At 30.8% G+C, this 15,306-nt stretch carries 11 protein-coding genes; all 11 read right to left on the bottom strand.

Features of this window, described 5'->3' with window-relative positions; all coding sequences use genetic code 11:
* Window positions 1-34: 34 nt before the first annotated feature.
* The 11 genes from BM549_RS06945 to aceB all read right to left on the bottom strand — a co-directional run bounded on the left by BM549_RS06945 (window position 35) and on the right by aceB (window position 15,238).
* Window positions 35-1,306, bottom strand: coding sequence for an adenylosuccinate synthase (locus BM549_RS06945; RefSeq protein ID WP_290469604.1), 1,272 nt, complete (start codon window positions 1,304-1,306; stop codon window positions 35-37).
* A 15-nt stretch (window positions 1,307-1,321) separates the two neighbouring features.
* A complete protein-coding gene (locus tag BM549_RS06940; RefSeq protein ID WP_013868839.1) occupies window positions 1,322-1,780 on the bottom strand; it encodes a Fur family transcriptional regulator in 459 nt (152 codons plus the stop codon).
* Window positions 1,781-1,875: 95 nt separating this feature from the next.
* Entirely contained in the window at window positions 1,876-4,095 is a 2,220-nt protein-coding gene (locus tag BM549_RS06935) for a RelA/SpoT family protein (RefSeq protein WP_290469603.1), read from the bottom strand.
* A gap of 105 nt (window positions 4,096-4,200) precedes the next feature.
* Window positions 4,201-5,130, bottom strand: a complete 930-nt coding sequence (locus BM549_RS06930) for a hypothetical protein (protein ID WP_290469602.1) — start codon at window positions 5,128-5,130, stop codon at window positions 4,201-4,203.
* Window positions 5,131-5,289: 159 nt separating this feature from the next.
* Complete coding sequence (locus BM549_RS06925; protein WP_290469601.1) at window positions 5,290-7,080, bottom strand: DUF885 family protein; 1,791 nt, start codon at window positions 7,078-7,080, stop codon at window positions 5,290-5,292.
* A 124-nt stretch (window positions 7,081-7,204) separates the two neighbouring features.
* Window positions 7,205-8,440 (bottom strand): DEAD/DEAH box helicase, encoded by a 1,236-nt coding sequence (locus tag BM549_RS06920; protein ID WP_290469600.1) that lies wholly within the window; start codon window positions 8,438-8,440, stop codon window positions 7,205-7,207.
* A gap of 57 nt (window positions 8,441-8,497) precedes the next feature.
* Entirely contained in the window at window positions 8,498-10,756 is a 2,259-nt protein-coding gene (locus BM549_RS06915) for an FUSC family membrane protein (protein WP_290469599.1), read from the bottom strand.
* Between the two features lie 86 nt (window positions 10,757-10,842).
* Window positions 10,843-11,418 (bottom strand): hypothetical protein, encoded by a 576-nt coding sequence (locus BM549_RS06910; protein WP_290469598.1) that lies wholly within the window; start codon window positions 11,416-11,418, stop codon window positions 10,843-10,845.
* 16 nt (window positions 11,419-11,434) lie between these two features.
* Window positions 11,435-11,791, bottom strand: coding sequence for a hypothetical protein (locus BM549_RS06905; RefSeq protein ID WP_290469597.1), 357 nt, complete (start codon window positions 11,789-11,791; stop codon window positions 11,435-11,437).
* Window positions 11,792-11,941: 150 nt separating this feature from the next.
* Window positions 11,942-13,564: an isocitrate lyase gene (locus BM549_RS06900; protein ID WP_290469596.1), complete on the bottom strand. Its 1,623-nt coding sequence runs from the start codon at window positions 13,562-13,564 to the stop codon at window positions 11,942-11,944.
* A 75-nt stretch (window positions 13,565-13,639) separates the two neighbouring features.
* Window positions 13,640-15,238, bottom strand: coding sequence for a malate synthase A (aceB, locus tag BM549_RS06895; protein WP_290469595.1), 1,599 nt, complete (start codon window positions 15,236-15,238; stop codon window positions 13,640-13,642).
* Between the last annotated feature and the right edge of the window lie 68 nt (window positions 15,239-15,306).

Genomic DNA, 15,306 nt, shown 5'->3' with positions numbered 1-15,306 from the left:
TTGGCAGGTTTTAATACTGTAGTATTTAAGAAAATTATCTAAAAATAGTTTGTTTTCTATCTGGTCCAACAGATACAATTTTAATAGGTATTTCTAATTCTTTTTCTAAGAAAGCGATATAATCGTTAAGTTCTTTTGGTAATTGAGAAGCGTCGCTCATTTTAGTTAAATCTTCGCTCCAACCTTTAAACTCTGTATATACAGGTTCTACGTTTTCTGGTTCTATATTAAATGGTAAATGCTCAATTGTTTCGCCTTTATACTTGTATGCTGTTGCTACTTTTAAAGTTTTAAACCCAGATAATACATCACTTTTCATCATCATTAATTGTGTTACACCATTAACGCGACAAGTGTATTTTAAGGCTACTAAATCTAACCAACCACAACGTCTTGCTCTACCTGTTACAGCACCAAATTCTTGACCAACTCTAGCCATTTCTTCGCCATCTGCATCAAATAACTCTGTAGGAAATGGTCCAGAACCAACACGTGTTGTGTAAGCTTTAAAAATACCAAATACTTCTTTTATTCTATTTGGTGCAATACCTAAACCTGTACAAGCACCAGCAGCTGTTGTGTTAGATGATGTTACAAATGGATATGTACCAAAATCAATATCTAAAAGAGAACCTTGAGCACCTTCGGCTAAGATAGTTTTTTCATCTTTTAACGCTTGGTGTAAATAGGCTTCACTGTCTATAAATTGTAATTCTTTTAATCTTTCTACAGATTCGAAAAATTCAACTTCCATTTCTTCTAAATCGTATTGAATATCTACATCATAGAACGCTATCATGGCTTCGTGTTTGTTTGCTAAAGCACGGTATTTTTCTTTCCAATCTGGCATTTCTAAATCTCCAACGCGAATACCATTTCTACCTGTTTTATCCATATAAGTTGGTCCTATACCTTTAAGAGTAGAACCAATTTTAGCTTTACCTTTTGAGGCTTCACTTGCAGCATCTAGTAAACGGTGTGTTGGTAAAATTAAGTGTGCTTTTCGAGACACAATTAACTTAGCTTTATAGTCAATATTAAATTGATCTAAACCTTCTAATTCTTTTATAAAAACAACAGGATCAACAACAACACCATTACCAATCACATTCATAGCATCTTTGTGAAAAATACCAGAAGGAATTGTACGTAATACATGTTTTATACCATCGAATTTTAATGTATGTCCTGCATTTGGCCCACCTTGAAAGCGTGCAATAATATTGTAGTTAGCGGTTAATACATCGACAATTTTTCCTTTGCCTTCGTCTCCCCATTGTAAACCTAGTAGTAAATCTACTGCCATTATAAATAATTGTTTTTAGTTGTCTTTTGTTGTGTTTTTTGTGCCATAAAAATATAGGGAATGGTTGTTGATTTTTATATCAAAAACTTCCTCTATTGTTTTTTTTATAGACTGTATTCTAGGATCGCAAAATTCGATAACTTCACCAGTATCTGTTAATATAACATGATCATGTTGTTTATCGAAATAAGATTTTTCGTAATGAGCTTGGTTTTGACCAAACTGGTGTTTACGTACCAATCCCGAATCTAAAAGTAGTTCTATAGTATTGTAAAGCGTTGCTCGACTCACACGATATTTTTTATTCTTCATATTTAAATATAAAGACTCAATATCAAAATGCTCTTTACTATTGTAAATTTCTTGAAGTATAGCGTAACGTTCCGGAGTTTTACGGTGACCATTACTTTCTAAAAAAGTTGTAAAAACATTTTTTACAATCTCTTGATTTTTATTTTCTGTATTTGCGCTCATAATTACGCGACAAATTTACGTAATTTTTTGAGGTTATTCTATAAATTTGTAATATTCAATAGCGTGTTATCAATCAGTTATTAACAAGTGAAGCGTTACATGCGTGTTACTTTCTCAATACCATTAATCTTCTTCAGGTTATCCATAACCTTTTTTAATAGGGTTTTGTTTTTTACACTTAAATTAATTTTACCTGAGAAAATACCATCGTCACTTTTAAAACTAATGCTTGTCATGTTTACATGCATATTACTAGAGATTACTTTAGTAATATCGTTTACTAAACCAAGATTGTCTATACCAGAAAGTCTAATGTTTGCGTGGTATTCTTGTTGAGAAGAATCTATCCATTTTGCCTGCATAATACGGTAAGCATAATTAGATTGTAAGCTTAGTGCATTTGGGCAATTGTTTTTGTGTACTTTAATACCATCGTTAATTGTAAGAAATCCAAATACAGCGTCACCAGGAATTGGGTTACAGCAAGTGGCTAATTTATAATCTAGGCGTTCTTCTTCTTTACCAAATACCAACATATCGTATTTGTTGGTAATTTCGTCTTTTTCTAAATCTTCTTTTGAAACGTTGTTTTTTCGGTTAATTTTATTTTTTATAAAACTAACAAGTGCATTACTTCTAGAGGCTGCGTATTCTTTTAGCATTGGGTTACTAATAGAACCAATACCTACACGATAAAATAAATCTAAACTGGTTTTAAGCTTAAAGTGATTAACCATTTCGTTAACCGATTTTTCATTAAGCGTAATTTTTAATTGTTTTAATTTACGACGTAAAATCTCTTTGCCGTCTTCTGCAATTTCTTTTTTCTCTTCTTTTAAAAGTGATTTTATTTTAGAGCGTGCACGCGATGTTGTTGCGTAATCTAACCAATTTGGATTTGGCTTTATATTTTCGGAGGTTAAAATATCTACTTGATCTCCACTTTTTAACTCGTGACTTAATGGTACTAGTTTACCATTAACTTTTGCACCTCGTGTTTTCATACCAACTTCGGTATGTATGTTAAAAGCAAAATCTAATGGTGTTGCGCCTTTAGGTAAAGATTTTAAATCTCCTTTGGGCGTAAAAACAAAAATTTCCTTTGAGTATAAGTTAAGTTTAAACTGCTCTACAAAATCGACAGCATTAGTTTCGTGATTTTCTAAGGCTTCTTGTAAGCGGTTTATCCACAAGTCTAAATTATCGTCTTTATCGTTTTCATTTTTGTATTTATAGTGAGCTGCATAACCTTTTTCGGCTATCTCGTTCATACGCTCACTTCTAATTTGTACTTCTACCCAACGTCCTTTAGGTCCCATTACGGTAATATGTAAGGCTTCGTAACCTGTAGATTTTGGTGACGAAATCCAATCTCTTAGTCTTATTGGGTTTGGCCTAAAATGATCTGTTACTACAGAGTATATTTTCCAGGCTAAGAATTTTTCGTTTGCAGTATCAGATTTATATATAATTCTTACAGCAAATTTATCGTAAACCTCATCGAAAGAAACTCCTTGCTTATCCATTTTTCTTTTTATAGAAAATATAGATTTTGGTCTTCCTTTTATTTCGTAATTTAAATTTTCCCTATCTAAAGATGTTTTTATAACGTTATTAAAGTCGTTTATATAGGCGTCTTGTTCTTCTTTACTTTCCTTTAGTTTAAATAAAATGTCGTTATAAACTTCTGGTTCTGTATATTTTAAGCTTAAATCTTCTAGTTCGGTTTTTATGTTGTAAAGTCCAATTCTGTGTGCTAATGGAGCATAAATATATAGTGTTTCGCTTGCAATTTTAACTTGCTTATCTGGACGCATAGAGTCCATAGTTTGCATATTGTGTAAGCGATCGGCAATTTTAATAATAATTACTCTTACATCATCATTTAATGTAAGTAACATTTTTCTAAAATTTTCGGCTTGTAAAGACACATCCATTGCAGTGTCTTTACTCATAGACGATATTTTTGTTAAACCATCTACAATTCTGGCAACAGTTTCACCAAATAATTGTTCAATATCTTTTATAGAGTAATCTTCATTGTCTTCTACAACATCATGGAGTAGAGCAGCAGCAATTGATGTAGCATCAAGTCCTATTTCTGAAGCTACAATTCGTGCCACAGCAATAGGATGAAAAATATAAGCTTCACCGCTTTTTCTTCGTTGTTCTTTGTGAGCATCTACAGCAACTTCAAAAGCTTTTCTAATAAGTTTTTTATCATCTTCTGTTAATGAGGTATAACTTACTTTAAGTAGGTTTTTGTAGGCTTTTGCAATAGCTGCATTTTCTTTTTCAATTTCTAAGGCTGTCATAGAATTAAAAATAATATAAATATGTTAACTCGCAACGACTTTTTTTGTTTTTTAAACCGAAGTCATTCATTTTTAGTTAAAATGTAATTTTAAAGTATAAAATTTCTATTTTTTTTGGTAGACTTCCATTTCTAAACCTATGCCATAATTATTTAAACCTTCCATAAGTAGCTTAGATTTGTTAATGTTTTCTTTGTCGTAAAGTACCCATTTTCCGCCGTTTAAAAACACACGTTTTACGTAGGTTCTTTTTTCTTGAATTTTATCTGTAAAAGGTAAAAGCGGTCTAAATGTGGTAGATACTTTTACTATACCGCGTTTTGTTTTGACTTCTTGGTATTTTTTGTTAGGTAGTAGTTTTCCTTTAGCATCAGTATATCCCAATACTTGTAATGATACAAAAATACCAGATTTTGGTACGTATATATCAAAAGGTGTTACGTCAAGTTCAAAAAGTTCTTCGTTTTTTTCTGTAGCGATAAAAACAATATTATCGTAGGTTAATATATCTCCAGGTAAACCATTATTGTTTTCGTAGAAATTGACTTTAAATTTAGTTGAAAAGGGTCTTTTTTTGCTATTAGATTTATTACGTTTTCGCCATGTTTTGGCTTCAACTTTTATTGGTATTTTTATTTTAGTTAATCGTTTTGTTTGTTGTGTTTTATTAGGAAATAGTACTCCAATTTCACTTTCTATAGTTGGTAGCCAACATTTATAATAATCGTTATGTGTTGTTGGCTTTATTTTTTCAATTTTAAAAGGACCTTTAGGTTTGTTTTTTATAATAACCTCTTGCAGTTCACTTACCTTAGATTCCATTACTAGCGTGCTAGGTAATTGTTGTGTTGGGAGTTTTAAATCTTTATAACCTACTGCAGATAGATATAAGGTGTCTATGTCTTTATATAATTTTTTTGAAAAATAAAACTTGCCGTCTTCATCTGCAAAAATCCCATTGCCGTTACCAAAAGAAATGGTTGCATAGGCAACTGGATTTTGAGTCTCTGAAATTATAGTTGTGTTTTGTGACATACAACACAGTGACACGAAAAAAAAGCAGATAGTAAGATGTTTTTTTATAGACATTTTTTGAATTTAAATATTATCTAAAAATATAAAGTACAATTAAAAAACAAAAGTGTGATGTTTTTTAATTGTACTAAATATAAAACTTTAATTACAGTTTTGTTGTTATTTTGAAGCGTTTATCCAATTATCAATTTTGGTTTCTAATAAAGCTAATGGTACACAACCAGTTTCTAATACTTGATTATGAAACGCTGCAATATTAAATTTCTCTCCCAAACTTTTTTCTGCTTTGGCACGAAGTTCTCTAATTTTTAATTGGCCAATTTTATAAGATAATGCTTGACCAGGATTAGCCATATAACGTTCTATTTCTGAAATTATACTGGCTTCACTTTCTGCCTCGTGCGCTAAAGAGTATTTAATTGCTTGTTCTCTTGTCCAGCCTTTTGCATGCATTCCAGTATCTACTACTAAACGAATAGCGCGGTGCATTTCCATACCTAACATTCCAAAATATTGGTAAGGATCTGTGTATAAACCAAGTTCTTTACCTAGAGACTCGCTATATAAAGCCCAACCTTCACCATAGGCACTATACCACAAAGTTTTTCTAAACTCTGGTAAGTTTGTGTCTTCTTGTTGTAAAGAAATTTGATAATGATGTCCAGGAATTGCTTCGTGTAAAAATAATGCTTCGTCACTAAAAACATTATATTTTGTGGCATCTGGAATTGGTGTGTAAAAAATTCCAGGTCGTGTACCATCTAAAGAGCCAGGATTGTATTCTGCACTTGCAGATGCTTCTCTAAATTTTTCGGTTTGTCTTACTTCAAAAGCTGTTTCTGGTTTAACGTCAAATAGTTTTTCTATTTGGGGTTTCATGGTTTTATGAATCTCGTTAAAATTAGCAATAATTTCTTCTGGAGTTTTGTACGGCATTAATTCTTTATTATTTCTAACATAATCGAAAAAAGAAATAATATCACCTTTGTAACCAACTTGCTCTTTTACTGCTTCCATTTCTGCAAGTATACGTTTTACCTCACTTAAACCAAGTTCGTGAATTTGGTTTGCAGTCATTTCTGTCGTTGTGTAAAGTTTAATTTGGTGATCGTAATAGGCTTTCCCATTTGGAGTATCGCTAATGCCGCTAGAAGTTCTACCAGCTTCTAAATATTCACCATTCATAAAAGTATAAAGGTTAGTATAAGCAGGTTTTAGTTTGTTTTCTATCATGTTTGAATAAGCTTCTGTAAGACGTTTTTTGTCTTCTTCAGAAAAATCTTCAGGCATATTTTTAATAGGCTGATAAAATAAATGGTCTTCTAATTTAGTATCAATTATAGTTTTTAATTGTGGTGTAACTTTTATAATTAAAGACTTAGGTAATACGTGATTTACTTGAATGCCTTCTTTCATTTTAGCTTCGGCTGATGCTACCCATTCTAAATATTGATCAACACGTTGTAACCAATTCTCATAATCTTCTATGGTATTAAAAGGTTGTGCACTTTTACCGCTTGCTAATTGACCAATGGTTAATTGCTGTGTCCACATTTGGTTTATAGGCGTTAAATCTTCATTAAAATTAAAACGGTCTAAGTTAATGTTGCAATCCCAAATTAAAACATCACGACTTAATTGTTGTGTTTTTGTGAGTTGCTCATTAGTATAAGATTCTGCTTTAGTTTTATAATTTTGGTAGTATGCTTTTACTTTTGTAGCAAACTCATCTGATAGAGAATTGGGTAGTAAATTATTATATCTATGATCTCCTGCAGAGGTTGCTGCTAAAGGATTTAGTTTTAAACCGTCTTGATAAAAATCGTTTAGCATACTGCTAAATTCTATATTTTTTTCTGTAGAGTCTGGTGTTTCTGTAGTAGGGCTTTTGTCGTTTTTACATGATGCTAGTAGCGTTATCATGCATAAAATTGCTAAATAGTGTTTCATTTTAAAAGTTGATTTTAAGTTACTAAAGTACAGATTAATTAAGTAATGAATAATAATTTGTTTGTTATTGCTTATTATTTTTAATTGAAATACTATTTAACTAAAAATAAAAACGTTGGTAAAATTAATACCAACGTTTTTTCTTCTTTTTTGAAGCTTCACTTTTTCTTCCTTTTTTATATTTAGAACCTTTCTTTTTATGTACCTGTGGTTTTGCTTTAGGATCTAATGGATATGGATGATCTTCTACAATGTCTAATTGTAAATTAATAAGTTGTTGTATGGTTTTTATGTATTCTTTTTCATCTGCAGAACAAAATGAATACGCCATACCAGTATTTCCAGCTCTTCCGGTTCTACCAATTCTATGTACGTAAGTTTCTGGTACGTTTGGCATATCAAAATTTATTACTGCATCTACATTTTCTATATCTATACCGCGAGCAGCAACATCTGTAGCAATTAAAATATTAACCTCATTTTTTTTGAATCTATTTAAAGCTTCTTGTCTTAAGGTTTGGCTTTTATCACCATGAATACTATCGGCTTTATAATTGTTTCTTAAAAGCGTTTTTTCAAGTTTATCTACACCATATTTTGTGCGTCTAAAAATAATTATTTTACCTTTTATAGTATTACGTAATAAGTGTAAACATAATTCTATTTTTTTAGGTTTTGGGACGTAGTAAAGTGCTTGGTTTATATTTTTTGATGTTGAAGAATTCTGGGATACTTCAACACGTTTAGGGTTGTTTAAAATAGTTTTTGCTAATTGCTCAACCTTATATGGCATTGTTGCTGAAAACAGAAGGATTTGTTTTTCTGCAGGACAAAGTCTTTCAATTTTTTTAACATCGTCTATAAAACCCATATCAAGCATTAAATCTGCTTCGTCTAAAACTAAGGTTTCAACATAGTCTAAATTTACTTCATCTTGTTTGTGTAAATCTAATAATCTACCAGGAGTAGCTATTAAAATATCTACGCCTTTTCTTAAAACATCTTTTTGTGGTTCTATGGACGCACCTCCAAAAATAACTGCAGAACGTAGGTTAGTATATATTAAATAGTCTTGAAAATTTTCTTGAATTTGTATTGCTAATTCTCGTGTAGGGCTTATAATTAAAGCACGAACTTTTTTTTGATTTTTGGCTGCATCTTGCTTATCGTAAAGCAACTGGAGTATAGGTAATGCAAAAGCTGCTGTTTTTCCGGTACCGGTTTGAGCAGAGGCAATGACGTCTTTTTTATTTAAAACTAAAGGTATTGTACGCTCTTGAATTAAGGTTGGGTTATCATAACCTTTTTCGGCAATGGCACGTAATAATGGTCTGTTAAGTTTTAAATCTTTAAATGACATGTAATTAATTTTATGCAAAGATAACTTAAAAGTTATAGCAGTTTTAATAAACGTGTTTTAATTAAAAACCGACTTATATTTTTTTGCAGCATTGGTTAAATTTGTAGACAGCGTTTTAAGCCAAAGTAGTTGGTTGCTTATTAAATGTGCTTCTTGAAGGTTTAGTAGTGCTTTATTATCTATTTGCGTTTGTCCAGCTTCTATAGCCATATCTCTTTTTTGAGATAAATTCTCATAATGTTGCTGAAGTCTTTTATGTGCTTGAGCAGTTTCTTTTTCTGTTGTGAGCTCTGTTATTTTGTTGTTTTCTAATTTTGAAGCCGTATTGTTTAATGTGTTAAAAATACTCTCTGTAATGGTGTCAAACTCTTTAGAAGCAGAAGTAGTTTTATGGTTAAGTATATAGCTTCCAATTGAAGCAATTGCAGATAAAATGGTATGGTTTAAAGTTACCATGTCGTAAATTAAAGCCGATTCTTTTTGTTTAGATTTTGGATCTTGCGTCACGCGTTGAAAAGCGGCGTTTAAATTACTCATAGCTAAAAAGGCTTCCTTTCTAGAAATTTTATAATTTAAATTATTTTCTTCTTTATTGTGGTATAATGCTTTAGTGGCTTGTAGGTATTTTCCGTTTGAAGTTATTACGCTAACAATTACGGCATCTAGATTTTTATATTCCCAACTTGGAAAAACCAGATAGTTTGCAACTATAGCAATAGTTGCTCCAATAATAGTATCTATTACTCTATATTGAATAACCGAAAATGCATTAGGGTCTATTAAAGAATAAACAAATACAATATTTAAAGTAATAAAAGCTGCGCCTGCTTTATAGCTTTGCTGTATTAACGAGAAGGCAAAAGTTAAAGATACTACAGCTAAAATCATGTAAACTGTAGTGTTTTTAGTAATTAAAATAATAATTATTGCTATAACAGCGCCAATTAACGTACCTATAATACGGTTTTTAGAGCGTTCTTTTGTTAAACCATAATTGGGTCTCATTATAACTATTATGGTAAGTACAATCCAATAAGCATTTTTTAAATCTAATAAGCTACCTAACAAAAAGCCAAAGACAATAGCAATTGATAGTCTTAAAGCATGCCTTAGCATTGGTGATTTTAAGCTAAAATGTTGTAATAGAATATTAAATCTATAATCTTGAGAGGTTAAAAACTGTTGAGAGGTTTTAATTTTTAAAGATGCTTTAGTGTTGTCTTTTACTTTTTTAAGTACACGTCTAATAGCTTTTACTTCTTGTAAGAGTTGTTTTTGGTAATCTTGAAGGTTTCTTAATGCTATTGCGCCATCTCTGGCTTCTGGTAAAGTAACTACATCTACATAATCTTGAATTGCAGTTTCTGTTTTTTTAAATGTTTTGTTTAGTTGTTCTAAGTTTGGAAGGTTTCCTTTTTTTATTAAAAGTTCAGATAAAGCAATTAAGTGATTGCCTAAAACTTTATTCATTTTTTTAAAAACTATTAAATGTGATTTATGTAAACCAAATATGGAATCTATTTTTGAGTAATCTAAAGAATTTGCTAGAGCTAACTCAAAAATATCCACTAGTGAAATAAATATTAAAAGTCTACGCTCATTAGAAAATGATCTACCAGAACGTTTTCTTCCTTCTAATAGCGATTCACGCAATGTTTCGTGTTTTTCGCTAATTTGTGTTTGTAATATAAGTGCCTTTTTGGCGTTTTTTTCTCGTTTGTTTTGTTTGGTAAGTAACTTGGCTCTTATTTTTAAAAATTCTCCTGTAAGTTGTAATGTGTCTGATAGTAGTTGGTCATCATCCTTTTTAGGAAATAACCAGTTAGATAGTAGTGAAACAATTAAATACCAAAGTCCGCCAACACCAAGTAAACCAACATGTAATGCTATAGCTTTAATATCGGTTTTTTCTATAGCTAATGTTAAAACAATTGCCAATAGGCCAGAAAATGAAATTAAAGACGCTCTAAAACCATAAACAGAAATTAGGCTTACTAAAAAACTAATAATTGCAATTGCTATTAATAATAATATGAAATAGGGTTTTGTAACAAAAATTATAAATGATACTAAAAGGGTTAAAAGAATACTTATAAGTATACCATTAATTTTACGCCTTAAACTACCAGGAACATCGCTTGGTGCATTTAAAAATGTTCCAAGTGCAATAGCTGGAGCAAATTCAAATAAATTGGTAATATTTAAAATTGCTAAAGGTAAAACAATAGCAACTGTTAATACAATACCTCTGTAAAAGCTAGAGCCTTTTAAAAATAACTCTGTAGTGATTAAATGTGTTTTTAACTTATTCTGCACAGTTTAACAAAGGTAGTTTAATTGTTTTTAGCGTGTTTTAAATGATACGTTTTATAATAAAAACTTAACTTTTACTTAGCGTTAACTTAGTTGCATAATTGTGCTTTAATACCTAATTGCTTACTTAGTTTTTGCCGTCTTATGGAGGTTTTATTGGGGTTGATTTTTAAAAATTTTATAGGCAATACAGTAGTCGTTGTAATAGCATTAAAAGTTGCTTCGTGCTCAAAATAACATTCATTACTATAAGTTATATTATTATAGGTAAACTGAAATTCTATTACATACAAAAACGTTTTGACTCTTTTGTTTGTACTACTATCTAAATTTTTTAGATTATGTGAATAGTCATCAATTCGTTTATTTGTGATTTTAGCTAAAGTGTAGCTCCCATATTTTTTAGTTAAAGCTTGTTCATAATAATATTGCAGGCTAGAAGGTAGTGTAAAGAGTATAAAAGCAGAACTAAGTAAAATAAACCCAAAACCAAAAGCCATAAATAATGTACCATCAGTTTTAAATTTACTACCTAAATATGCAAAAAAAGCACCGAAAATTATAAATGCTAACCAAATACCTAATAAGCCTAAGTGTTTTTTTATAGCAAACACTATAAACTGTTTTCTATCATTAAAGGTTAGTTTTATTTTTTTGTTTTTCAATAGTATATTTTTAAATCTATTTTAAAAGAAAATAGGTTAATATTAGTACTACGATTAATAAAAAAATAATAATCGAGTTTTTGGCTTTTGTTTGCTTGTTTTTTAAAACATGAGAGCCTTTAAAATTACGCTCTTTATTTTTTACAATAAGATTTCTTTCTGTTATGGTTGGTTCTATAATAGTATTTTCTGCACCGCCATAAAATTCTGGATTTTCTAGAAGGTTGTCTACAATATCCTTAGAATCTTTTAAAGATAGATTTGTTTCATCTTTCACGTATTTAACTGCTTCTATAGTACTATTTTTTTCTATTAAATTTAGCACTTTAGCTTTGTTTAAAATTTTACCGTTAATTTTTAACTGATTGCTCATAAGTCTTTAGATTATAGTTTATAATTAAGCATAAGACTAAAATAACAAAAGATTTAAGGAAACACTTTTACTTTAAGAAGCATTTAATTAAAATAAAAAAAGAGTTAGCTAAAAGCTAACTCTTTTTTTTGTAGTTAAGAATGTTTTAAGTTATACTGCTATATCTATAACAGGAGTAGTTTTAATAGTGTTTTCAAATTGGTTTGATGTGTTATTTTCTCCGCTAGCTTTTAGTGCTTTTTCTCCTGCAAAAAATGTTTTGTGATCATCACCTAAATCAGATCCTGCCATTCTTTGGTGTTTTACGCATGATACACCTTTTCTAATCTCTTGACGTTGTACTTCTTTTACATAAGTTAACATGCCTTCTTTACCAAAGTATCCTTGTGTTAAATTATTCATATGCAACGCAGTTGTGTGATAAGTTGGTAAGGTTATTAAGTGGTGAAATATTCCGGCTTCTCTTGATGCATCTGCTTGAAACGTTTTTATATTTTGGTCTGCACGCAGACTTAACTCTGTATTATCATACTCTTCAGCCATTAAATTGTTTCTATCATATGCTGTAAGGTTTTTTCCTTCTAAAAGCATAGCATCATATGCTTGATTTCTAAAATTTAAAGTCCAGTTAAATGATGGTGAATTATTGTATACCAATTTTGCGTTTGGAATTATTGCGCGCACTCTATTAACCATATGTGCTATTTGTTTAACGTTTGGAGTTGGTGTTTCTATCCATAATAAATCTGCTCCATTTTGTAAGCTAGTTACACAATCTAATACAACACGGTCAATATTGGTACCATCTCTAAATTTATATAAGCCATTGGCAAGACGAACAGGTCTAACAAGTTTACCATCTCTTTTAAGTAAAACATCATCTTCTTTAGCATTATTTATATCAATTTCTTCTGCTTCAACAAAGGCAAGATATTGTGATGCTAAATCTCCAGGTTTTTGACTTACAGGAAGTTTTTGTGTTAATCCTGCACCTTCAGAATCTGTTCTAGCAACTATAATCCCGTCTTCAATACCTAATTCTAAAAAAGCATATCTTACTGCATTTAGTTTTGCTATAAAATCTTCATGTGGTACGGTAACTTTGCCATCTTGGTGACCGCATTGTTTAGCATCAGATACTTGGTTTTCAATTTGTATTGCACAAGCACCAGCTTGTATCATTTTTTTTGATAATAAATAGGTTGCTTCTTCATTACCAAAACCAGCATCAATATCTGCTATAATAGGTACAATGTGAGTTTCGAAATTATCTATTTTGTCTTGTACGTCTTCACCATTTTCTAAGCGTCTAAATAAATCGTTTAATTCTATAGCATCTGCTTGACGCAAGAAATCATAAATTTCTGCAATTAATTCAGGTACAGCAGTTTTTTCATGCATAGATTGGTCTGGTAACGGGCCAAACTCTGAACGTAATGCAGCAACCATCCAACCAGAAAGGTATAAGTATTTTTTGTTTGTAGTTTGATGGTGCTTTTTAACAGCTATCATTTTTTGTTGGGCAACAAACCCATGCCAGCAACCTAGAGATTGCGTGTATTTTGTAGTGTCTGCATCGTACTCTGCCATGTCTTTTCTCATAATGGCAGCGGTATATTTAGCAATATCTAAACCTGTTTTAAATCTATTTTGTATTGCCATTCTTGCAGCGCTTTCTGGTAATATTGCATCCCAAGTATTTCCATATTTAGCTTTTAGGCTTCTTATTGTTTCTAGCGCAGAGCTATAATTTGTTTGTGCTAAATTTTTCATAATTTTGTGTTACGTTATTTATTATTAATAATTAGATCCTGTAGATTGTTGCCGCAATCGCAGGATTGTTTTTTTTTAAATGTATTGGTAAGCTGGAAGTGTTAAAAATTCTTCAAATGTTTCCGCGAGAACTAAAGAGTTAAAAAGGTCTATAGCAAGTTTAAACTTTGTGTTTTTTATGTTTTCTTCTCCAATTTCGGTAATTATTTTTTCAACTTCATCATTAAATAACTCATTGTAAAACGCTTGGTTAAATTCGCGACCATCTTCAATAATAACTTTATTTTTTAACCACTGCCAAATTTGTGTTCGTGAAATTTCTGCTGTAGCAGCATCTTCCATTAAGTTATACAGTGCAACAGCTCCATGACCGCGTAGCCAAGCTTCGGTATATAAAATACCCACGTTAATGTTTTTTCTAATACCAGCTTCAGTTATTGTACCTTTTGGTAATTGTACTAAATCCTGTTCTGTAATATTAATATCATCTCTTGTTATGTGTAATTGGTTTGCATTTGGCATGTGTTTATTAAACTCATTTAATGCTACATTTACTAAAGCAGGATGTGCAACCCAAGTACCATCGTGGCCGTTTTTTACTTCACGTTCTTTATCTTTTCTTACTTTTTCTAATGCATTAGCATTGGCTTGTTCGTTATTTTTAATAGGAATTTGAGCAGCCATACCGCCAATTGCTAGTATGCCTCTTTTATGGCAGCGTTGTATTACTAACTTAGAGTAAGCGTCCATAAACGGTGTTTCCATTGTTACTTGATCGCGATTAGGAACAACAAAGTTAGAGTGGTTTCTAAACTTTTTGATATATGAAAAAATATAGTCCCAACGCCCACAGTTTAAGCCTACAATGTGATCTTTTAATTCGTAAATAATCTCGTCTAATTGAAAGCTTGCTGTTATTGTTTCTACTAAAACGGTTGCTTTAAATGTACCTAATGGTATTTTTAAATAGTCTTGAGCAAAAGCAAAAACCTCATTCCACCAGCGCGCTTCAAGGTAATGTTCTAATTTTGGTAAATAGAAGTAAGGTGCTGTGTTGTTTTTTAGTAATGTTGCAGCGTTATGAAAAACATATAAACCAAAATCTACCAAACTTCCTGAGGTTTCTTGGTTGTTAATTAAAATATGCCTTTCATTTAAATGTAAACCTCTAGGTCTCACTAATAATACAGCGGTTTTGTTATTTAGTTTGTAAGATTTATTTCTTTTTGTATCTACTAAAGCAATGGTTTTGTTGTTGGCATCCATTAAGTTTTGTTGACCTTCAATAGTGTTTTTCCAGGTAGGCGCATTGCTGTCTTCTAAATCTGCCATAAAGGTTTTGGCACCAGAGTTTAGAGCATTAATTATCATTTTTCTATTAACAGGTCCTGTAATTTCTACACGTCTATCTTGTAAATCGTGTGGTATGTTTCCTGCTGTCCAGTCGCTTTCTCTTATAGTCTTGGTTTCTATTGGAAAGCTTGGAAATTTACCTGTATCAAAAACTAACTGCTGTTGTTCTCTTCTTTTTAAAAGTTCTAAACGTTTAGAATTAAATTTTTCGTGAAGCGCAGTTAAAAAGTTAAAAGCATCATCGGTTAAAATTTCTGGATAGTAATTTTTTACTTCTTTAGAGAAAGTAATTTTGTGCGATTTTAAAAGCGTGTTTTCCATACTGTTATAATTTTATAGTACAATATTAGAACAAAGATTTTTAAAAAACAAGCGAACGTTCGCTAAAT

This window comes from Lacinutrix sp. MedPE-SW, from assembly GCF_001874145.1.
Lineage (GTDB): Bacteria > Bacteroidota > Bacteroidia > Flavobacteriales > Flavobacteriaceae > Lacinutrix.
Note: the sequence above shows the minus strand (reverse complement) of the source record. Positions and strands in the feature narration are given on the sequence as shown.